Here is a 20,433-nt window from a genome sequence, read left to right as displayed (position 1 = left end):
ACATAGCCCGCGGAGACGTCGAACAGGCTCCGAGGCCGCAGTTTCGCCGGGACGACGGCCGCGCAAGCGGCCGTCGTCGTTTCCGGCAGGCCGGCCCATTCAGCGCCGCGCATTCCTATGCCGGCCGCGGCAATGCGACAATGCGCGGATACGGTTGAGGAGATTTCGCATGGCGCCAGCCCAAGCCCACGGTGTGCCGGTCGTTCCGGACAGCAGCATCGTGCCCGAGGCGGCGCGCAACGGCATCGGCATCGAGGTCAACGGCGAGCACTTCGTCCATACCGGCGATCCGCAGATGCCGCTGCTGTGGTATCTGCGCGACGTGCTCTGGCTCACCGGCACCAAATACGGCGGCGCCCATGGCGAGAACGGCGCCGACCTGGTGCTGCTGGACGGCAAGCCGGTATCCGCGATCACCCAGCCGATGGCCAAGCTCGACGGCAGGCGCATCACCACGGTGGAAGGCCTGGCCGCCAACGACGGCGCCTTGCACCCGCTGCAACAGGCTTTCATCGACGAGGACGCGATCGGCTGCGGCTACTGCACGCCGGGCTGGCTGATCGCCGGCATCGACCTGCTGAAGCGCAAGCCGCAACCCACCGACGCCGACATCGACCAGTTGTCCAACACCTGCCGCTGCGGCTGCCAGACCCGGGTACGCGCCGCGATCAAGCGCGTCGCCGCCGGCAAGGTGGGCCAGGCATGAGTGCGAACAGCTCGAACGGCATCCGGCTGTCGCGCCGGCGCTTCCTGCAGATCCTCGCCGGCACCGCCGGCGCGCTGGTGGTGGGCGTGCGCCTGGCCGAGGCCAGCGAGCCGCCGCTGCCGCCGGAATGGCTGGGCAACCACTTCCACGAGCTCGGTGCCTACGTGCGCATCGACGTCGAAGGCAACGTGCTGATCGGCGCGCGCGACCCCGATACCGGCACCGGCGTCGCCACCGCGCTGCCGATGATCATCGCCGACGAACTGGACGCCGACTGGAACCGGGTCAACGTGGTGCACCTGGGCCTCGGTGTCGGCGCCGCCGACAACGGCCAGCCGCAATGGAGCTACGGCCGCCAGCGCGGCGGCACCGGCGATTCCATCCCCGCCGCCTGGAGCGACCTGCGCCAGGCCGGCGCGCTCGCGCGCTGGCTGCTCACCCAGGCCGCCGCTCGCCGGCTCGGCATCGCCGCGGATCGCCTGCGCTGCGAGGCCGGCACAGTGATCGCGCCGGACGGCCGCCGCGTCACCTACGGCAGCCTGGTCGACGACGCCAGCAAGCTCGACCTGCCCAAGCAGGCGCCGCTGCCCAAGTCGCCCGAGCGCTACACCTTGATCGGCAAGCCGGTGGGCGACGTCAACGCGCACGCCATCGTCACCGGCCAGGCGAAGTACGCGATCGACCACCACGAGGCCGAAGCACTGGTCGCCGTGCTGCTGCACAGCCCATGGCAGGACGGCTCGCTGGAGCGCATCGACACCACCCCCGCGCTGGCGGTGAAAGGCGTGGTGAAGGTGATGCAGCTCAAGCCCGAGCCTGGCCAGCTGCCGGGCCACACCGTGATCGCACCCGCGGTGGCGGTGCTGGCCGAAAATACCTGGGCCGCGCTCGAAGGCCGCGACAAGCTCAAGCTGCAATGGAAACCCGGCGCCGGCGCCGAAGCCAGCAGCGGCGCACTGGAGCAGCAGGCCACCAGCTTGCTCGACGGCGACACCGCGCCCACCACGCGCGTGCGCGACGACGGCGACGTGGAGAAGGTCGGCAAGCATGCCGCGCGCCGTTTCGAGGCCAGCTATTACCAGCCCTGGCTGGCGCACGCCTGCCCGGAGCCGATGAACTGCCTTGCACGCATCGACAAAGACCGCGCCAGCCTGGTGCTGCCCACCCAGGCGCCGCAGCAGGCCTGGGCGGTGGTGCAGCGCCTCACCGGGCTCGCCCCCGACCAGATCGAGATCCGCGTGCCGCGCGTGGGCGGCGGCTACGGTCGCCGGCTCGACCACGACTATGTGGCCGAAGCAGTGATGCTGGCCAAGGCGGTGCAGAAGCCCGTGCGCCTGCTGTGGACCCGCGACCAGGATTTCGCCAACGACTGGTACCGCTCGGCCTGCATGCACAAGATCAGCGCGACCATCGACGGCAAGCGCAACCTGGTCACCTGGAACCAGCGCCTGGCCAGCGCCTCCGCGCTCAGCGGGCGCGGCGTGCCCGCCGACCGGCTGTGGAGCTCGGAAGTGCAGCCCGACCAGCTGCCTGCCGGCCTGGTGCCGAATTACCGCAGCGACTGGTACGCGCTGGAATCCTCGCTGCCGCGCGGCCCGCACCGCGCGATGCCACACCTGTCCAACGCGTTCGCGGTGGAAAGCTTCGTCGACGAGATCGCACACCAGCTGCGCGAGGATCCGCTGAAGACCCGCCTGCGCCTGATCGGCGAGCCGCGCACGATCGCCTTGAAGAACGGCGGCGTGCTCGATACCGACCGCCTGCGCAACGTGCTGCAGCTGGTCGCTGACCGCATCGGCTGGAAGAACTGGCTGCGCAGCGTCAACGGCCTCGGCATCGCCTGCTGGGCGATGGACGGTGCCTACGTGGCGCACGCCATCGAAACCTCTCTGCAGGGCGACAAGCTCGGCATCGAGCGCGTCGTCTGCGCGGTGGACGTGGGCCGGGTGATCAACCCACTCGGCCTCGAAGGCCAGGTCGCCGGCGCCACGCTGGATGCGCTCTCCACCGCGCTCAATCTCGCCATCACCTACAAAGACGGCCAGATCCAGCAACGCGAATGGAAGGACTACCCGCTGGGCAGCATGGCCTTGCTGCCCAACGCCGTGGAGGTGATCACCGTTCCCGACGACGGTCGCCCGCCCACCGGCGCCAGCTTCCTCGCCATGCCCACGGCCGCTCCTGCGCTCGCCAATTCGGTATTCCGCGTCAGCGCGGTGCGCGTGCGCCGCTTGCCGCTGATGAAGGAATTCCTGCGGATGCTGTGAAGCGTTCCGCCGCGGCCGGCTTCCGGCCGTGGCGGAGGGCCGCGGCTTGACCTGCCTCAGCTCCGTTGCGAGCCGTACGCGCCGACGGGGCGCAGATAGAGCTCGCCATGCGCGGCATCGATGATCCAGTTGAACCGCTTGAGCACGTCGCCGCCGATCACGCTCATCCGTTGCGCTCCGATCTGGCCGGCGAAGAAGCCCGCCTGCACGTCCGCCAGCTGCGTGCCGCCGAGCGCGAAAGCCGGCAGCACCGCCTTGCGCACCTTGATCGCATGGCCGAAGGAATCCTTCAGCACCGTCTCGTCAACGATCCTGAGCTTCTTGTCGATCCCCGTTTCCGCCACGAAGGCATCGTCCAACAGCACGCCACCGGCATAGCCGGAGTGCAACAGGAACAGGTGCGGGTATGCCACGCCGTCGATCACGCAATCGGCGCGGACGAACATGCTGCCGTTATGCGCTTCGAACGCCAGCTTCCTGAAACCGGCCACCTCGGCCGGAAGCCGCTCGTACAGCACGATGCGCCGGCGCTCGAAATCGATCTCGACGATCTTGCCGCGAAACAGGTCCAGGCCGAACTTGCCGTCGGTCCCATGACCGGAGTTCTTGTCCTCCCAGACCGTGACGTCCTTCCACTCCCGGCCCGCGATCCGCAAACGGTTGCCGGTGCTGTAGCGGGATGTCTCGCTGCCGCCCCAGCTCTTCACGCTGTCCGCGCGATCGAAGCGGAGGCTGGTCGAACGGCGCACGGCCTCCTCGGTCAAGGTCACGTCGGTCGCCGCGGTGTGCAGCATCAGGTCCAGCGAATCGGTGCCGTTGAGTTCCGCCTTGACGACCATGTTGTTCTGCGCGGTCAGGACGAAGGGAATGATCTCCGGCGCGGCGTCCGCGCTTGCCGGCGAACTGCGCTGCATCCCGCCCGCGCAAGCCGACAGCGCAAGCCCCGCGACCATGCACAGAACCGCCAAGCTGTATCGACGACGCATGTGACCCCCTCGATCCATGGTGTTTGTCACGCCCGCAACCGGCCTAGCGAAGCAAAGATGCCAACCCGGCCATCGCGATCGAACACAGGCATCAGGCGTCGCTCATTGTCATTCCCCCAGCCGGTTCAATGGAACTGGTCGCTGGCCGGCACCCAGGAGCTGGACGAGGCGGCAGGCAGGTAGCGCTTCACTACCGGCCCGCTCGGCGGACAGCCGGGCGGCAACGGGCCGCCGGCGACGCGCGCCTCGGCGCACTGCACGCTGTTGTCCAACGCCACGTGCGCGGGTGCCGCTGCGCTCGCCGCGGACGCCGGCGGCGGCACGCTGGGCACGCTGCCGCCGGGCAGGTCTGGCAGATTGAGTCGGTCGTAGACCTTCTGCGCCACCGGCGCCGGCGGCGGATCGGCGCCACCGCAGCCCAGCAGCGCCACCGGCACCAGCGGCATCACCTGGCACTTGATGCGGATGCCGCGCGGCAGGTGGAAGGTGTGCTGCATCGTGGTCTTTTCCGCCGCGTGGCGCAGCGCGGTATCCACCGAGCTTTCGCCCTTGGGCGTCCAGTAGGGGTCGAAGCGCGTGGGCTTGTAGTTGACGCCGTTGATCTGGTGGCGCATGACCGTGGTGTCGCCGGTCGGCTTGAGCTGGACGAAGTCCGGCACGTTGCCCGGTGCTTCGCCGGGTGGCGGCGCGCCCGTGGCGGCGGTACCCGCACCCAGCCCTTCATGCGCCCCCGGCTGCTCACCCTCACCCTTGCCGGCCGCACCCTCGGTGGCGTGGCCCAGGCCATGCGATGTCGGCGGGCCTTTGCCGTGCACGGTGGCCGTTTCGACACCGTTGGTCTCACCTTGCGGCTCGCCGGGACGGGCGTTGTCGTTGCCCTGCGGGTTTGCGTTCGGCGCCGTGCTGACATCTGGTGCGGCGGTTTCGCCCGCCTTGCCGGCGGCCTCGCTCGTAGCGTTCGCCGCGGTCGACTGCGCTGCCGACGCGTTCGATGCGCTGGCTGCCGCCGTGCTCGCGTCGGACGACACGGCGACCGGCGCCAGCTGGCTGATCCGGGTGAGTGCCTGGTCGTTGGCGATCTTGATTGTGGCCTTGGGTGCCGGCGTCACGCTGGGCGTGGCAGTCGCAGCTTGCGGGATCGCAGCGAGCGGCTGTTCTTCCGGCACTTCGACCGGTGCCGGCGCCTGCAGCTTCGGCAGATGCCGCGGCACGCTAGGCGCAGGCACGCTGAGCGAGGCCTGCAGGCTTACCTGCGGCGCAGCCTGCGCCGGCAGCGGCACGGCTTGCAGTTCGGGCGCGGGCGGAGCCGCAGGCAGATCCACCCGCACTGGCTGCACGATGGTCGGCGCCGGGGTGTTCGGCGCCACGCGATCCAGCGCCACGCTGGGTGGCGCGATCACCGGCGGCGCCTGCGGCGGCAGCTTCGGCAAGGCCAGCGATGGCGGCGGCGGCATCGGCTGATTGCCCTCGACCTGCGGCGCGCGCACGGGTTGCGGCTGGAACTTCGGCGGCACCGGCGGCTGTAGCGTGGGCTTGGGCAGGTCCACCGGCGGCGGCTGGTTCGCCAGCGGCACCGGTTGCAACCGCGGCGTGGGCGCTGGCTGCGGCACGCTGGGCGGCGGAACCGGTGCCGCTGCCCTCTTTGCGCGCGGCGCGGCTGTTGCCTGCGCGGCGACGGCGGGCGGGCTGGGCGACTTGCGCGCGGCGCTGGCGCTCGCGGCGCGACGCGCCCCCGGATTCGCCGCTGCGTGGCCTTGATGCACCGGTCCTGTCTGGCGCGGCGGCTCGCCCTTCGGCGGCGGTGGCGGCGCGAGTTCGGGCAACTCGATGAAATGCGCCTGCAACTGCGCCGGCTTCGCTTCGCCGGGCGGCGGCGGCTCCCAGGCCGGCCCGAGAATGAAGGCAAACAGGAAGAACACATGTATCAGCATGCTGCCGACGACGGCCAGCACGCGCCGCCAGAGCACTCGCGGCTGCTCGTCGCGCCGCGTGCGCTGGATACGCAGGCGCGACGCGGTCGCCAACGGCGAGTTCAGCAATACCTGCGACGGCCGCTGGTTGGGCGGGCGCGACGCGTTCGGGTCCGTGGGCAGCGGCATGTGGCGAGTGTAGCGGGCGCTACCGCAACTTCTATTGCTGCCCCGCCGCCTGCTTTGCCTGCTTCGCACGTTGCTCGCGCATCTCCTCGTCCACCGCGCGGATCGGCGTGTCGCTGGGGCAGCCTTCGGCCAGCGGTTTGCCGGCGCGGTACAAGGCGATGCATTCGGACAGCGGCGGCGGCTTCGGCGTGTTCAGGCCAGGCGCCAGTGGCCGGGCCGGCGCCATGTTCAGGCGCACGTCGCCGTCCTTCGGCGGCGGTGGTGGTGGCGGGTCGCCGCCACAGCCGCCCGCCAGCGCCGCCAGCGCCACCGCGCAATGGATGTGGATGCCGCCGGGCAGATGGAAGGTGTGCTTCACCGTGGTCTTGTCCACGGCCTTCTGCAGCGCGTCGTCGATGCTGTTGGTCGTGCCGTTGCCCCAGTCCTTCTCGAAGCGGGTGGCCTGGTATTTCACCGGGTTGTTGTGCTGCATGATGCGGGTATCGCCCTGCGGCAGGTGCTGCACGTATTCGGGCAACGGCGCGGTACTGGCGGCGGCCGGCAAGATGATCTGGCCGTTGCGGTCGAACAGTCGCGGCGCGGCCACGCTGGCCGCGGGTGCAGGCGCGGGCAGTTGCACGCTCAACGCCTGCTTCGCCGCAGGTACGGTGGAATGCCGCGACGGCGCGCGCGGCGGAGGGGGTAGCGGCACGGGTGGCGGCGCCTTCGCGGCCGGCGCGGTGGCCGCGGGGATGAAACGCACCTCGAGCATGTCGGTGGCCGCAACGGCGTTGCCCGGCGGCAGCGGCGGCGGACGCATCGCCCGCCACACCACCACCGCGAACAGCAAATGCAGCAATCCGGTGACCAGCAACACCAGCCACGCCAGCCGGTACCCGCGCGAGGGTTCGCGCCAGCGCTGTCGGCGCAGCCGCGCGGCGGTGGCGATATCGAGCGCAAGCGCGCCGTCCCGGTCGGAGCCGGGCGGCGGCGTGGCGCGGGTTTCGGCCTGCATGCGGGGGACGATGGGGATACCTGTGCGCCGGTGGAAGGATGAGAAAGTATCAACGGCGCTGTTTGAACCGTACCCCCAAGACCGCGGCGAACGGCGACGGTTCCCGCGAACCGTCCCCAGCGTTGACGCGAGGCTAACCCCGCGGCGACGTACTATCGCCAAACTCACCCGCCATGACCGCCCCCGCGTCTGCGCCCGGACGACCATGACGGCCCGCCAGTCGCCACGCGCGGCTTTCGTGCGGCGCCGCTCATGCCACACGATGCCATGTCTTTAGCAGAGGAGGGTCGCATCGTGTCCTACAACACGGAAAGCATCCGCAATATCGCGCTCGCCGGCCACGCCGGCAGCGGCAAGACCACGCTGTTCGAGGCCTTGCTGCACGCCGGGGGCGTGATCCAGTCGCAAGGCTCGGTCGAGCGCGGCACCACGCAGTCGGACACCGACGCGCAGGAGAAAGCGCGCGGCCATTCCATCGACAGCTGCATCGCCGGCATCGACCGCGGCGGCTGCCACATCAATCTGATCGACACCGCTGGCTACGACGACTTCCGCGGCGGCACGCTCTCGGCCTTCGCCGCGGTGGAAACTGTGATGGTGGTGGTGAACGCCGTCAACGGCATCGAGCACAGCACGCGCCGCATGATGGAACACGCACGCACGCGCGGCCTCGCCCGCGTGCTGGTGATCAACAAGATCGACTTCGAGGGCGCCCATCTCAGCGCGCTGGTGGAAGCACTGCGCGAGGAATTCGGCCCCGAGTGCCTGCCGGTGAACCTGCCCGCGCAAGGCGGCAAGCAGGTGCTGGATTGCTTCTTCCACACCGAGGGCACCACCGATTTCTCCTCGCTGGCCACCGCGCACCAGCGCATCCTCGACCAGGTGGTGGAGATCAACGAGGCCACCATGGGCGCCTACCTCGACCAGGGCGAGGCCGCACTGAGCCGCGAGCAGTTGCACGACGCATTCGAGCAATGCCTGCGCGAGGGACATCTGGTGCCGATCTGCTTCGCCAGCGCGCGCAGTGGCGCGGGCGCGGCCGAACTGCTGGACATCGCCGACCGCCTGCTGCCGAATCCCGCCGAAGGCAACCCGCCGCCCTTCGTCAACGGCGAAGGCGAGGCGATCACCGTCAACGCCGACCCGACGCAACACGTGATCGCCGACGTGTTCAAGATCGTCAACGACCCCTTCGTGGGCAAGCTCGGCATCTTCCGCGTATGGCAGGGCACCGTACGCCGCGACGGGCAATTGCTCGTTGACGACGGCCGCAAGCCGTTCCGCGTGGGCCACCTGTTCCGGCCTAGTGCGAAGAACCACGTGGAGATCGAGCAGGCGGTGCCCGGCGACATCGCCGCGGTGGCCAAGGTGGAGGAGATCCACTACGACGCCGTGTTGCACGACGCGCACGAGGAAGACCGCATCCACCTCGCGCCGATGCGCTTCCCGCAACCGATGTTCGGCCTCGCGCTGGAACCCAAGCACAAGGGCCAGGAGCAGAAGCTGGCGAACGCGCTGGGCCGGCTGGCCGAGGAAGATCCCTGCCTGCGCATGGAGCACCACAAGGAACTCAACGAAACCGTGCTGCGCGGTCTCTCCGAACTGCATCTCAAGATCACGCTGGAACGCATGCGCGAACGCTACGGCGTGGAAGTCGTCACCCATCCGCCGCGCATCGCCTACCGCGAAACCATCGCCGCGCCGGCGGAAGGCCACCACCGCCACAAGAAACAGACCGGCGGCGCCGGCCAGTTCGGCGAAGTGTTTCTGCGCGTGGAGCCGCTGGAACGCGGCAGCGGCTTCGAATTCGTCGACGCGGTGAAGGGCGGCGTGATCCCCGGCACGTTCCTGCCCGCGATCGAGAAAGGCGTGCGTCAGGCAATGGAACGCGGCGCGGTGGCCGGCTACCCGCTGCAAGACCTGCGCGTCACCGTATACGACGGCAAATACCACCCGGTCGACTCCAAGGAAGTTGCCTTCGTCAGCGCGGGCAAGAAGGCCTTCCTCGACGCCGTGGGCAAGGCACGCCCCATCGTGCTGGAGCCCATCGTCGACGTGGAGGTGTCCATCCCCGAAAGCGACGTCGGCGACGTCACCGGCGGCCTCGCCGGCAAGCGCGCCCGCATCCTCGGCACCGACAGCCGGCGCGGCGGGGAGCTGATGATCCGCGCCCAGGCCCCGCTGGCCGAACTCACCGACTACCCCACCGAACTCAAGGCCATGACCGGCGGACGCGGCCGTTACAGCCTGGACCTAAGCCACTACGAGCCGGTGCCGGCGCCGGTGCAGAAGCAGCTCAGCGAGGCGTGGCGGCCGAAGCTTGAAGAGGACTAGCGGTCCATGGATGGACCGCTCGCGAATCAACGCGCGAATGCGCGTTGATCTGGCAGAGCCAGGTTCGGCCTTGGGCGGATTCGGCGAGTCGAAAACGGGCATGCGCCTTTGAAAAGCGTTGCCTCAGCCTTGGTCGAGTCTCGGACCTGCGGCCCGTGGAACCCTGATTTCGCCCGCTATCTCGGCAAAAGCCGGGATCCAGCAACTGTGAGCCGTTGGATGCCAATCAATCAGATCATTCCTGGTAATCCCTTGCCCCCATCAACCCCACTGAATAACCCGCCTTCCGCAGTCGCCCCGTGGCCTTGGAGCTCAGCATCACCAACACCAGCAGCCCAACCAACGGGACCAGCATCAGCAAAAGCAGGATGACTCGCCACCAAAGGGGATAGCTCAGGCCACACGCGATCTGGTAAATGCCAATCCAAGACATGACCAGGCATGCAAATACGAGCAGCAGGGAAATCGGACCGATCACGGTGCGAAGCGCCGCTGCCAGGAAGTACAGCAGGATCGCGTAGATCACCAGCTTCTGACCGGAAACCACATCGCCTAACGAGACGTTTGGCTTCTCCCGGACATCCACGACGGCGCCCGGACTCTGATACGGATTTTCCATGATCCCCCCCTGATCAGTTTTGAGTGAATGCGGGCAGCTAGGACGCTTGCCGTCTTGGACTCACACACATGTGTTCCCTACCCTGGCTGCACCACGGCACGCCCGACGGCTCTTAGCCCCAGGACTCACCGGCCAGCCGGCGGCTCCCACAGCTCCGCCTTGTTCCCCTCCGGGTCGATGACCCAGCCGAACTTGCCGAACTCGGACTCGTCGATCTTGTCGACGACGTTGCAGCCTTCGTTACGCAAGGCGGCAAGCAAGGCGTGCAGATCGGCCACCCGGTAATTGACCATGAAAGGCGCCGGGCTCGGCTCGAAGTAGTCGGTGTCAGCCGCGAACGTACTCCATGCGGTTGTGCCGGTGCCGGACGGATTGTCTGGCGACGCCCAACGGAACGCCGCGCCGCCCCACACCTCGACCGGAACGCCCAGGTGAACCCGATACCACTCGGCCAGAGCCTTCGGGTCCTTGGCCTTGAAGAAGATGCCGCCTATGCCGGTAACGCGTTTCATGCGAATCCTCCTTGGCTGTAGCTAACGTCAGGACTTGAATGTTTAGTTAGCGGGCTGGCCGCGAGATGAGTACTAGTTCGTCCGTGGCCTCAGAGGTGTAGTGCACCAAACCACCAAAGCTGGTGTCCACCATGATCCCCTGCTTGAGGTAAGACTAGTCCTCCCAACCCGGCAGGTACTGATCGGTGTCCATCGAGGCCATGACCGTCCCACGATGAACCACATCGATCTGGACGATGTCGCCGGGTTCAATGTTTCGGCCGTCTGCGTACTTCATTCTGCCCTCTAGCGCTTGAGTTAAGCGGCGCCGGAGGCGTCTGCTTTGAACGAAATGTTAGGCTGCATGTGTGAGGCAGCGGCTGAGTATCTGAGCCTTGCAGTACGGGCCGTCGCTGCTCAGATCATGCTGCGGAGCATCGAACTGTACCCAGTAAAGGTAATCTTCGCCTCGCACTGTTTGGATAGTTTCCGAAGTGCTGGATATGACGCCACGAAAGTCGTTGCGCCAGCCACCGCAAGTCGCTGAAACGAGGACTCGCGTGCCGATGGCGAAAGTCTGTTTCATCGCGCATGAACTGTACGGGTCGCTCACTTGGGTCTTCCTTGCAACCTAACACTGGAGTTAAGCGGCGGCGTAGCCGTCCGCCTTGAGCGAATTGTCAGGAGTGCCGTGCGCAGATCAATTGCCGCGCTTGCGCCACGACGCGAGCAGAGCTAAGCCGATACCGCCTCCGGTGAGGATAAAGAACCATGTGAATGCATCCGAGCTGCCTCTTGCCAAGAGGAAAAGGCCAAGGCCCAATAAAATAACAGCAAAAAACGGCTGCATTGTACGTTGCGCTGAAGCAAGTCCAATGTTGCGGATGGAGACTAGCTGAGCTCTTGAGAGTGACTCTGCGATGGGCTTGCACTCGGCGGAACAAGCGAGACCTCGCATGACCGGAATTGCGCAGGCGTGGCATACGCCTTTGCCACAAGACTTACAGATACCAACCGCATTTGAATTCGAATGAGCGAAACATTCCATTTTTTACTCCTAACGCCGGAGTCAAGCGGCGGCGTAGCCGCCCGCCTTGAGCGAATTGTCACGTGCGCGCACAGGAGCCACCTGAAGCCTGCTCTACCAGGCTCAAATGGGAGCGCACGAGCAGAAGCATGCCCCATATGCCAAGAGCGCAACCAACGACAAGCAGTGCAAATGTTGCTTTGGCAATAAGCAAGTGTGTAGAAAGATTCAGAGAGATAAAAAACGGCAGCCCACCGAGGACCGCGTAGACAAGGCCAACGAGAGCGCCTGCGGCGAGTAGTGTGAAGCAGCGACTTCGGTTGCGCTTGAGTGCCCAAGCGTAGATTACAAGAAGTGAGAGCTGGGCGATTACGGCAAACCCGACAATGATTTTTCCCAATGCAAAGTACGTATCCATGAATCCCCTCTGACAGCCTAACGCCCAAGCTAAGCAGCCTGCGCGGCCGGGATGCGTGATAGAGCAAGCAGCCTACTCCACGCAGGTCCGTTTGAGCGCATAGTTAGGGAGCAAACCTCGGAGCGCTTTGCTAGTAGAGCCACTAGGAGCGGTCCTTCCAACCGATGGGGGACGAGCCGAACTCGTTTTTGATCGTGGGAGAAGCGCCATTAGCCAACAGGAACTCAATGACCTCGGCGGTTGCAGCATAGTGAAGTGGGGTGTAGCCCATGTCTCCAGGTGCATTGATGTCTAGGCCAGCCCGCACAAGAAGCTGAACCGCACGAAGGTTGCCGCGATGAGAAGCGACGTGCAAGCAGCTATCGCCGTCAGGCGCGCGATAAGAGAGTGGCTCGATTGGCTTTTCAGGGTCGTCCGACTCATAGTTGATGAGGTCGGCGAATGCGGCCTTGAGCTCGAGAAGCTCAGCGTCGGTTAGCGGCGATGGCACGAATGCTTCCTCTTCCTCATAGAACCGCCACTGCGGCCTAACGCTGGAGTTAAGCGACGGCGTAGCCGTCCGCCTTGCACGAGTTGTTAGTCAACTTTACCGCCTGACGCTTGTACGCGGGCGAGTACGAATGCCGCCAACTCTGGTGTCAAGCTCGCAAGCGGAAGAGTGAGGAACTGAGACTTGGATAGCATAAGCAGCCAGCAAGTTTTGAACTGCCACACCTCTGTGATGGCAGACCATGGAAGCGAAGCAGTACCAGCACCTGAAGAAAGTGATAGAGAATTCTCGGAAGCTTCGAGCGTGGCCTGAGGGCTGCCCATGGCTCTTAACTTATGAACAGCGTTGCGATAGTGGACAACGTACAGCGCCACAGCGAAATAGATGCCGAGAGCGAGCACGCTGCCCAGAACCCCCACGACCCACGATGTGTCTCCTCCGCGAATGGAGACGATGAGCCCGGTACCGACTAGTGCAAGTGCTAAAAGAAAGCGAAAACCAACGACGCGCCACCAAAAACCGCTGACGGCCTGGTGGAGAAGTGGCTTGTCGTAGGTGAGGATTGTGCGATGCATTGGCTAACTCAAAGTAGGTTTCAAATTGCAGCGCAATCCTGCAGCCCAACCCGGCAAATCAGCTCACAGCCAACAAAAGCTTCCATGCAAGTCAACGAATTTCCCTCAACCATGCCGCCTAACCCCGCCGTCTAATCCTGCAGCCTTTCTCGCTGACGTCGGCTGCGCGACGATCCTCCCACCCCGAGATCCGCAGCGGCAAGCGCGCAGGGCGACCTGCCCTCAGCCAGCCCGCCCTCCCCTCACAACCGATTCCCCCGCTTGATCGCCAGATACCGCTCGATCAACGCCCCGGACAATTCCGCGCAACGCACATCCAGCACGTTCACCCCTTCCTGTCGCAGCGTCTCGTGCACGCGCTCGCGTTCGGCGAGGTAATGCATCGCCGAAGCGCTGCGGATGGTGGTTTCCAGCGTCGTGCCGGGTTCGTGGGCGGCATCGTCCAGCGCTTGCTCGCGCAGACTGGCAAGCACCACCAGGTGCTGGCGGGAGAGCAGGCTCAGCGCGGCGCGCAGTTCCTTGTCGTCCTCGTCGCGCACGTTGGTGACCACGATCACCAGGGCACGCCGGCGCTGGTGCGTCTGCAGCGCGCCGGCGGCGGCGAGGTAGTCGGTGGCCAGCGGCTGCGCGTGCAGGTCGTAGCCCGCGCCCAAGAGGTGATCCATACCGCCGCTGCCTTGTTGCGGCGGCAGCCAGCGCTGTTGCTGGCCGAGGCAGGCCAGCAGGCCCACCGCGTCGCCTTCGCGCAAGGCGATGCTGGCCAGCGCCAGCGAGGCGTTGAGTACGTGGTCGAAATGGGCCAGCGGGCCGTCCTGGGCCAGCATGCGGCGGCCGCAGTCGAGCATCAGGATCACCTGCTGGTTGCGCTCCTCGCGGTACTCGCGCGAGATCAGCCGGTGGCTGCGCGCGGTGGCCTTCCAGTCGATTTTGCGCAGGCTGTCGCCGTCACGGTAGTCGCGCAATTCCTGGAACTCGGTGCCTTCGCCGCGACGGCGCTGCAGGCGCGCGCCCACGCTGCGCGAGGCCAGTTCCACGCTGAGCCCGGCCAGCTCGGCCAGCACCGCAAAGTTGGGATAGACGCGGGTGGACGACGGCTCGCCCAGCACGCGCCGCCCGTGCCACAGCCGCCACGGCGAAGGCAGCAGCGCGTGACAACCGCCGAAATGGAACTGGCCGCGCGCATCGGGCGTGGTGGCGTAGTCCAGCCGCAGTGCGCCGCCGGGCGGCAGCGTGACGCGACGCGGCAGGCCGCGCACTGCCCAGCCGCCGGGATGCAGATCGTGCAGGTGCAGCGGCTGGCTGCGACGCGTGGAATTGCGCAGGTGCAGCGCCACCGTCGCTTCCGGTCCCAGCGGCAGCACTGGTGCCAGCTCGCGGCGCAGTTCGGGCGAGGCGGTACGGCGCAGGCGCCAGGCATCGAGCACACCCAGCACGGCGAGCGCCGCGCCGAACACCAGCCATGCCGACAACGGCAGCCGGCCGAGGCTGGCCACCACGCCAAGCGCGGTCCAGACCACCAACAGCCATAGCAATAGCGGTGCAGGCCTCATTGGCGCGGCGCGACCACCTTGTGCAGCAGTGCGCCCAGCACGTCATCCGGACGCTGGCGTTCCAGCAGCGCCTCGGGCGCCAGCAGCAGGCGATGACGCAGGGCGGGCAACACGACCGAGCGCACGTCGTCCGGCGTCACGAAATCGCGGCCATCGAGTGCGGCGCGCGCACGCGCCAACCGCGCCAGCGCCAGGCCGCCGCGCGGACCCGCGCCGCCGATCACGCCCGGCCACTCGCGCGTAGCGCGCACGATGCGCACGGCGTAGTCGGTCACCGCCGCATCCATGCGGATCGCCGCCACGCCGCGCTGCATCGCCAGCAGGCCGGCCTGGTCGATCACCTGGCTGACGTTGGACACATCGAGGTCGGCGGCCACCTTGCCGTCCACCACCGCGGCCACCATGCGGCGTTCGTCCTCCAGGCCGGGGTAGCCGATCAGCACCTTGACCAGGAAACGGTCGAGCTGCGCCTCGGGCAGCGCGTAGGTGCCCTCCTGCTCGATCGGGTTCTGCGTGGCCACCACCATGAACGGTGCGGGCAGCGGGAAGCGGCGGCCCTCGATGGTGGCCTGCCCTTCCTGCATGGCTTCCAGCAACGCGGCCTGGGTCTTGGCCGGCGCACGGTTGATCTCGTCGGCCAGCAGCAGGTTGGCGAACACCGGACCGCGGCGGATGCGGAAGGATTCGGTCTTGGGGTCGTATACCGCGTGGCCGGTGACGTCGGCCGGCATCAGGTCGGGGGTGAACTGGATGCGACCGAAGCTGCAACCCACCGCGGCGGCCAGCGCACGCACCAGCAAGGTCTTGCCCAGCCCGGGCACGCCTTCGACCAGCACGTGGCCGGCGGCCAGCAGCGCCAGCAACGCTTGCTCGAACACCTCGGACTGGCCGATGAAGGCGCGCCCGACCTGGTCGCGCAGCGCGCGGGCGTGCTCGCCCAGCTCGGTTATCGGCATCGGCATCGCGGCGGCCGGTACGGCAGCCGGGGCGGCAAGGGTCTCGATGGTCATGGGCGGCTCCTGAGTCGCGCCAGGGTGAAAAGGGAGTTGCGAAACGCCTGCGCGTTCGCGGGTGACTGGAAGGCTTGCGCTACCTGCGCAGCATCGAGCCCGCCGCGCTCGGCGAGGCGCTGGTACAGGGCTTCGCCGTTCAGGCGTGCGGAAGCGGGATCGCGCCGGCGCAGCCGCTCCAGCACGGCCTGGCAGGCCAGTTGGTGCAGGCCGCGGCCGCCGTCGCGGCGATAGAGGAATTCGCCTGCGGCCTGCACGTGTTCGAGCAGTGCGCGGCGATGCGGCACGGGTGCCGGCATCAGCGGGCCGAAGCGCGCGCCGCGCATCGCCATCCACGCTGCCAGCAGCAGGGCCAGTGCCAGCAAGGCGGGCCAACCCTGTGTCACCAGCAGCTTCAGGAACGGCTGGCCGTCCAGCGCATAGACCAGGTAGACCTGGCCGCGGCCACGGTTTGGCGCCAGCAAGCGCCAGGCGAAATGCTGTGCCTCGGCCTGCTTCAGCTGCAGCCGTTCCAGTGGAATGAAGCTGGCAAGCAGGCTGACATGGCCGCGGCCCACGGCGGTACGCGCAAACAGGTAGCCGTTGCCCGCATCGCCGATCACCGCGTCTGCCAGCGGCGCAGCCGCGGGCTGCAAGCGGAAGCGCAGGCCGCACAGCTTCGCCGCCCCGCGTTCGTCGCCGAGGGGGCTGCAGGCGAATTTGCCGGGACGCGGATCGAGCAGGTTCAGTGCCGTAAACACCGGCGCACGCGCCTCCGCTCCGGGCATCAGCAGCAGATGGCCGCCTTGCCGCACCCAGGCGATCAATCGCGCGGCGGTTTCCGCATCGATGCGCCCCGCATCGGCGGCGACCAGCACGGTGTCGCCCGGCTGCAGCGGCGCCTGGCGCGGGTCCAGCGTGGTGAGCGACACCGCCGGCTCGCCCACGTCCCGCAACACTTGCTCGAGCGCGAACAAGGGGTTGGTCTGCGCCATGCCGCTGGCTGGCGTCGGCTCGACCACGTCGCGCCGCTGGAAAGTGGCGAAGAACAGGCCGACCAGCAGGGCGACGCCCAGCAGCACCAGCGCTGCGACCAGCAGGCCACGATGCTTCATGCGCCGCCTCCGGACCAGCCATCCAGCAACTGCTCGAACGCGGTCTGGTCGGGGTAGCGGCCGGCATAGGCGGCGTACTGCCAGGTGCGCACGATCGCGGTGACACGCCGTGTCTGCGTCGGATCGTCCAGCGCGGCGGCATGGCGCAGCCAGTCCGCCTCGGTGGCATCGACCGCGGGTGGCAGTTGCAGCTGCTGCGCGATGCGTTCGGCGCAACCGCGATACAGCAAGGCAAGTGCCTCGCGCCGGCGGCGCGCCTGCCACAGCTCGCGGGCAACGCCTGGCACGTCCTGCGGCAAGACCTCGGGCGCTTCGTCCACCGTCACATGGGAGGCTGCCTCCAGTGCCGGCTCGGTCGCTTCGTATCCCGTACCGCGCCAGCGCCAGGCAAACCAGCCCAGCGCCGCCACGATCGTCGCGACCAGCAGCCACAGCAAGATGTTGAACACGCCGGACAGCAACTGCAGCGGAGCCATGCCCATGTCCACGCGCTGCGGCGGCGGGCTGGTGTACTTCAATTCCCAGCGCCGCACATGATGCTCGCCGCCAAAATGCGGATCGCGATACACCTGGGTCGCGGCCGCCGCGAAGCGCCGATCGTCGTCATCCAGCGGCTGGTGGAACACTTGCTGCGGCGTGGTTGTCGCCGGCTTCTGCGCCGCTGCCGTCGCCGTTGCGGCATGGCCTGCCAGCGGCGAGCACAGGCACAGCAGCAGCACGCCCAGCACCTTGCCCAACCCCTGCAGGCGCGCGCGCAGCCGGCGAAACGCGAGGTCGATGTCCCAACCTTCCAGTTCGGTGCGCCGGTTGAGGTACAACGCGAAACCGCAGGCCACGTACAACGGCTCGATCACGCTCATCGCGAGATAGGTCGCGGTCGATGCCGCCAGCATCCAGGCCGTGCCGCCGCTGTGCAGGTCGCGGCGGAAGAAATCGGCGAACGAGGCCGGCCACCATTCCTTGGGCAGCAGCCACACGGCCAGCATCCAGACGCTGAGGAACAGCACCAGCTCGAATTGCAGGCAACCCCAGGTGAGCAGGCTGGCCTCGCCCACCAGCTTGCGGCGCAGCACTTTCCAGCGCGCGGCGCGCTGCTGGCGCGGCGCGCCTTCGAGCAGTTCCAGCGGCAGGCGCAAGGCGCGATGGCTGTCCAGGCGCAGCCAGCTGAGCCCGGCCACGATCGGCCTCCATGGCATGGCGCGCTGGCCGCGCAACGTCTCGCGCCAGCGCGGCGCGCGATCGAACACGGCGCGCGAAAGCACGTACAGCGGCACGCGGTCGAACAGCGGCTTCAGCCACCAGGTCAGCAGCAGGCCCAGCCAGGGCAACTGCAGCAGCAGGCCCAGCGCGTTGCACAGCACGAACAGCGGCACGGTGAAGGCGAACCATGCCGACCACACCGCACCGGCGTTCGCACGCAGCATCGCGGCACCCAGGTCCAGGGCTTCGCGCGACTCGCGCGGACGCAGCACCACGCCGATCCGTTCAAGCTCCATGCCGACCCGCCCTGCCTCCCAAACCCAGCCAGCCCAGCACCAGCAGCCAGGCCAGCGCGGCGCTGCCGAAGCGCAGCGCATCGGGCAGCGCCGCCTGCGACGACCAGTACGCCTCGATGCACGCCGCCACCACCAGCATCGCGAAGGCGCCCAGCGCCAGCTTCGCACCGATCCAGCCGGCTTCCACCAGCGCCGGCCCGCGCCGCCGCCGGCCGGGCGCGAGCAAGGTCAGCCCCAGCTGCAAGCCGGCGCCGCCGGCGATCACCAACGCGCTCAGCTCGAACGCCGAATGGGTCACCACGAAACGCCAGAACGGACCGCCGTAGCCGATCGCGGTGAGGTGGCCGGCCACTCCGCCAATGATGATGCCGTTGGCGCCCAGCACATAGATCGCGCCCACGCCGAACAGCAGACCCGACGCGAAGGTGCGAAAGGCGATGCTGACGTTGTTGAACACATAGAAGCCGAACATCTGCAGGTTGGTGCCGCTGCTGCGGCCCAGGTGCGGATTGGCGGGGTCGTACATGCGCTCGAACTCGGCCAGCCGCGCGCTGCTGAACAACGTGTGCGCCAGTTCCGGGTGTATCTGCAACCAGGCCAGCAGCGCCAGCGCCGGCACGTAGAACAAAGCGGCCGCCAGCGCCATGCAGCGCCACTGCGCGCGCACCAGGCGCGGGAAGTCGACGACCAGGAAGGCGGCCGCGCGATGCCAGCGCGGCGGCGGCGGGCGATACAGCACGCGATGGCCGCGCTGCACCAGCAATTGCAGCCGCTCGGTAACCTCGTGGCTGTAGCCGCGGCCGCGCGCCAGCGCGAGGTGATGGCAGATGCGCCGGTACGCGGCCGGAAACTCCAGCGCCTGTTCGCGGCGCATGCCGCGCACGGGCTGGCGGTCGAGTTCGCCCAGCCAGGCCTGCAGCTGGTCCCATTCCTGCGCGTGCATGGCCACGAAGCGTTCCTGTTTCATGGACGCCCCAGCAAGCCGTTGGCGTAGCCGAGCAAGCGCGACACCGCGGCGCCGTCGCGGCAACCGGTGAGCGGCTCCAGCAGGTTCGCCAGTTCCTCCTGGCGCTGCATGGTGAGCTGGCCGGCGCGCTCGGCAAAGTCGACCAGCGCCGCCTGTTCCTCGGGCGCCAAGGGCACCGGCAGCGGCCGCGCCGGCGCCGACGGCACCAGCTGGCCGATCGAGGGTTCCTTTGTGTGCACCACCATCGTGCCGGCCACGATGTCGCCGAGCCGCCGCGCGCAGGGATCGACCAGCGTGCTGGCCAGACCCACGCCATACACGCCCGGCAAGGCGTCCACCACGCGCAGCAGATTGCGCGTCACCGACGGCAGCCAGGTCACCGGCGTGCCGTCCAGGTTGACCACGCGCAGGCCCATCGCCCGCTTGCCCAGGCTCTGCCCATCCAGCCACAGCTCGCAGATCACCCAGTACGCCCACAGCAGGGCGAACATCAGCAGCATCGCCAGCCCGTGGCCGCCGGTGCCAAGCAGCGACAGCGGCACCATGCCCAGCATCAGCAGCACCAGGCGGATCAGCGAATCGATCATCCACGCCCGCGCGCGCGTCAGCGGGCCGGCCGCACGCAGGCGCAGCGAGATGCCTTCAGGCGTCTCGATCTCGCGGACGGAGTCCAGCATCAAACGTCGACGACGATGGTGTCGGCGATCAAGTCATGCAGGCAGCGCCGTTCCTTGCCGAAGATCAGCAGCGGATCGATCAGGCCGACGAAGCGTCCCACCAGCGGGACCGCGCCGAGCAGGGCCACCGGCACCACGCGCAGGAAGATGTAGCGGAGCACCGTGATCGGGCTGCCGTCGCTGCGCACCACGGCGATGTCCAGCGCGCGCTTGCCGATGGTCTGGCCGCTACGGTGCAGCATCATGCAGTTGACCACGAACAGGCCGAGCATCACCACGAAGCCGAGGAAGATCAACATGCCGCCTGTGCGTGGCGCCGGAAATCCCTGCCGGGTCGCGTTGTAATACATCACGCCCGCCCACGCGAACAAACCTAGCCATGGCAAGTTGGTCAGGCCATCCAGCAGCGCAGCGCCCAGCCGCTTGCCGCGGCCGGCCTTGCGGCTTTCCAGGTCGTCGGCATAGCTGCCGACCACGTCCTCCACCACCGCGGCAGGCGCCGCGTACGGATTGCTTTCCATCGTCATCCCCTGTTGCAGTCCCTGGCCGCCCATCCCCTGTACTGGGCGTGTCGCGCGAGTATAGAGGCGCTTTTCGACGGCTGCCTAGGCACCCGGGCGGCAGGAACTTGCG

General features: G+C 67.7%; 18 protein-coding genes. 3 read left to right on the top strand and 15 right to left on the bottom strand.

Annotated features, from left to right (window positions below):
- Window positions 1-169 precede the first annotated feature (169 nt).
- Window positions 170-706: a (2Fe-2S)-binding protein gene (locus tag ISP14_RS04200; protein WP_404536485.1), complete on the top strand. Its 537-nt coding sequence runs from the start codon at window positions 170-172 to the stop codon at window positions 704-706.
- Complete coding sequence (locus tag ISP14_RS04195) at window positions 703-2,973, top strand: xanthine dehydrogenase family protein molybdopterin-binding subunit (protein ID WP_404536483.1); 2,271 nt, start codon at window positions 703-705, stop codon at window positions 2,971-2,973. The genes ISP14_RS04200 and ISP14_RS04195 overlap by 4 nt, the downstream gene beginning before the upstream one ends.
- Window positions 2,974-3,029: 56 nt before the next feature.
- Here the strand turns inward: ISP14_RS04195 and ISP14_RS04190 are convergent, their stop codons facing one another.
- From ISP14_RS04190 to ISP14_RS04180, 3 genes are all read right to left on the bottom strand, one after another.
- Entirely contained in the window at window positions 3,030-3,959 is a 930-nt protein-coding gene (locus ISP14_RS04190; RefSeq protein ID WP_404536481.1) for a hypothetical protein, read from the bottom strand.
- 125 nt (window positions 3,960-4,084) lie between these two features.
- Window positions 4,085-6,058, bottom strand: a complete 1,974-nt coding sequence (locus ISP14_RS04185) for a hypothetical protein (RefSeq protein WP_404536480.1) — start codon at window positions 6,056-6,058, stop codon at window positions 4,085-4,087.
- A gap of 31 nt (window positions 6,059-6,089) precedes the next feature.
- Entirely contained in the window at window positions 6,090-7,052 is a 963-nt protein-coding gene (locus ISP14_RS04180) for a hypothetical protein (RefSeq protein ID WP_404536479.1), read from the bottom strand.
- 294 nt (window positions 7,053-7,346) lie between these two features.
- Here ISP14_RS04180 and fusA point away from each other — a divergent pair, with 294 nt between their 5' ends.
- Window positions 7,347-9,386: an elongation factor G gene (gene fusA / locus ISP14_RS04175; RefSeq protein WP_404536477.1), complete on the top strand. Its 2,040-nt coding sequence runs from the start codon at window positions 7,347-7,349 to the stop codon at window positions 9,384-9,386.
- Window positions 9,387-9,621: 235 nt separating this feature from the next.
- On the opposite strand, the gene ISP14_RS04170 is transcribed toward fusA, so the two are convergent.
- The 12 genes from ISP14_RS04170 to ISP14_RS04115 all read right to left on the bottom strand — a co-directional run bounded on the left by ISP14_RS04170 (window position 9,622) and on the right by ISP14_RS04115 (window position 20,321).
- The gene (locus ISP14_RS04170; protein WP_404536476.1) at window positions 9,622-10,005 is read right to left on the bottom strand and encodes a hypothetical protein; all 384 of its coding nucleotides are present in this window, start codon (window positions 10,003-10,005) and stop codon (window positions 9,622-9,624) included.
- A 125-nt stretch (window positions 10,006-10,130) separates the two neighbouring features.
- Complete coding sequence (locus ISP14_RS04165) at window positions 10,131-10,517, bottom strand: VOC family protein (RefSeq protein WP_404536474.1); 387 nt, start codon at window positions 10,515-10,517, stop codon at window positions 10,131-10,133.
- Between the two features lie 1,085 nt (window positions 10,518-11,602).
- Window positions 11,603-11,941: a hypothetical protein gene (locus ISP14_RS04160; RefSeq protein ID WP_404536472.1), complete on the bottom strand. Its 339-nt coding sequence runs from the start codon at window positions 11,939-11,941 to the stop codon at window positions 11,603-11,605.
- A gap of 142 nt (window positions 11,942-12,083) precedes the next feature.
- Window positions 12,084-12,431, bottom strand: a complete 348-nt coding sequence (locus ISP14_RS04155) for an ankyrin repeat domain-containing protein (RefSeq protein WP_404536471.1) — start codon at window positions 12,429-12,431, stop codon at window positions 12,084-12,086.
- 86 nt (window positions 12,432-12,517) lie between these two features.
- The gene (locus ISP14_RS04150) at window positions 12,518-13,006 is read right to left on the bottom strand and encodes a YcxB family protein (RefSeq protein WP_404536470.1); all 489 of its coding nucleotides are present in this window, start codon (window positions 13,004-13,006) and stop codon (window positions 12,518-12,520) included.
- A gap of 242 nt (window positions 13,007-13,248) precedes the next feature.
- Complete coding sequence (locus ISP14_RS04145) at window positions 13,249-14,556, bottom strand: DUF58 domain-containing protein (protein WP_404536469.1); 1,308 nt, start codon at window positions 14,554-14,556, stop codon at window positions 13,249-13,251.
- Window positions 14,553-15,566, bottom strand: coding sequence for an AAA family ATPase (locus tag ISP14_RS04140; RefSeq protein ID WP_404536468.1), 1,014 nt, complete (start codon window positions 15,564-15,566; stop codon window positions 14,553-14,555). Before ISP14_RS04140 ends, ISP14_RS04145 begins: the two co-directional genes overlap by 4 nt.
- Window positions 15,563-16,660: a DUF4350 domain-containing protein gene (locus ISP14_RS04135; RefSeq protein WP_404536467.1), complete on the bottom strand. Its 1,098-nt coding sequence runs from the start codon at window positions 16,658-16,660 to the stop codon at window positions 15,563-15,565. Before ISP14_RS04135 ends, ISP14_RS04140 begins: the two co-directional genes overlap by 4 nt.
- Entirely contained in the window at window positions 16,657-18,156 is a 1,500-nt protein-coding gene (locus ISP14_RS04130; protein WP_404536466.1) for a DUF4129 domain-containing protein, read from the bottom strand. Before ISP14_RS04130 ends, ISP14_RS04135 begins: the two co-directional genes overlap by 4 nt.
- Window positions 18,146-19,123, bottom strand: a complete 978-nt coding sequence (locus tag ISP14_RS04125) for a stage II sporulation protein M (protein ID WP_404536464.1) — start codon at window positions 19,121-19,123, stop codon at window positions 18,146-18,148. The genes ISP14_RS04130 and ISP14_RS04125 overlap by 11 nt, the downstream gene beginning before the upstream one ends.
- A complete protein-coding gene (locus ISP14_RS04120; RefSeq protein WP_404536463.1) occupies window positions 19,120-19,800 on the bottom strand; it encodes an RDD family protein in 681 nt (226 codons plus the stop codon). Before ISP14_RS04120 ends, ISP14_RS04125 begins: the two co-directional genes overlap by 4 nt.
- The gene (locus tag ISP14_RS04115) at window positions 19,800-20,321 is read right to left on the bottom strand and encodes an RDD family protein (RefSeq protein WP_404536462.1); all 522 of its coding nucleotides are present in this window, start codon (window positions 20,319-20,321) and stop codon (window positions 19,800-19,802) included. Before ISP14_RS04115 ends, ISP14_RS04120 begins: the two co-directional genes overlap by 1 nt.
- Window positions 20,322-20,433: the final 112 nt, after the last annotated feature.

Source organism: Dyella agri (genome assembly GCF_044904705.1).
Taxonomy (GTDB): Bacteria; Pseudomonadota; Gammaproteobacteria; order Xanthomonadales; family Rhodanobacteraceae; genus Rhodanobacter_A; species Rhodanobacter_A agri.
This window is presented reverse-complemented; position numbering and strand designations above follow the sequence as displayed.

Coding starts and splice junctions, on each gene's coding strand:
- ISP14_RS04200 (WP_404536485.1), top strand. CDS start 170: ATGGCGCCAGCCCAAGCCCACGGTGTGCCGGTCGTTCCGGACAGCAGC.
- ISP14_RS04195 (WP_404536483.1), top strand. CDS start 703: ATGAGTGCGAACAGCTCGAACGGCATCCGGCTGTCGCGCCGGCGCTTC.
- ISP14_RS04190 (WP_404536481.1), bottom strand. CDS start 3,959: ATGCGTCGTCGATACAGCTTGGCGGTTCTGTGCATGGTCGCGGGGCTT.
- ISP14_RS04185 (WP_404536480.1), bottom strand. CDS start 6,058: ATGCCGCTGCCCACGGACCCGAACGCGTCGCGCCCGCCCAACCAGCGG.
- ISP14_RS04180 (WP_404536479.1), bottom strand. CDS start 7,052: ATGCAGGCCGAAACCCGCGCCACGCCGCCGCCCGGCTCCGACCGGGAC.
- ISP14_RS04170 (WP_404536476.1), bottom strand. CDS start 10,005: ATGGAAAATCCGTATCAGAGTCCGGGCGCCGTCGTGGATGTCCGGGAG.
- ISP14_RS04165 (WP_404536474.1), bottom strand. CDS start 10,517: ATGAAACGCGTTACCGGCATAGGCGGCATCTTCTTCAAGGCCAAGGAC.
- ISP14_RS04160 (WP_404536472.1), bottom strand. CDS start 11,941: ATGGATACGTACTTTGCATTGGGAAAAATCATTGTCGGGTTTGCCGTA.
- ISP14_RS04150 (WP_404536470.1), bottom strand. CDS start 13,006: ATGCATCGCACAATCCTCACCTACGACAAGCCACTTCTCCACCAGGCC.
- ISP14_RS04145 (WP_404536469.1), bottom strand. CDS start 14,556: ATGAGGCCTGCACCGCTATTGCTATGGCTGTTGGTGGTCTGGACCGCG.
- ISP14_RS04140 (WP_404536468.1), bottom strand. CDS start 15,566: ATGACCATCGAGACCCTTGCCGCCCCGGCTGCCGTACCGGCCGCCGCG.
- ISP14_RS04135 (WP_404536467.1), bottom strand. CDS start 16,660: ATGAAGCATCGTGGCCTGCTGGTCGCAGCGCTGGTGCTGCTGGGCGTC.
- ISP14_RS04130 (WP_404536466.1), bottom strand. CDS start 18,156: ATGGAGCTTGAACGGATCGGCGTGGTGCTGCGTCCGCGCGAGTCGCGC.
- ISP14_RS04125 (WP_404536464.1), bottom strand. CDS start 19,123: ATGAAACAGGAACGCTTCGTGGCCATGCACGCGCAGGAATGGGACCAG.
- ISP14_RS04120 (WP_404536463.1), bottom strand. CDS start 19,800: ATGCTGGACTCCGTCCGCGAGATCGAGACGCCTGAAGGCATCTCGCTG.
- ISP14_RS04115 (WP_404536462.1), bottom strand. CDS start 20,321: ATGGAAAGCAATCCGTACGCGGCGCCTGCCGCGGTGGTGGAGGACGTG.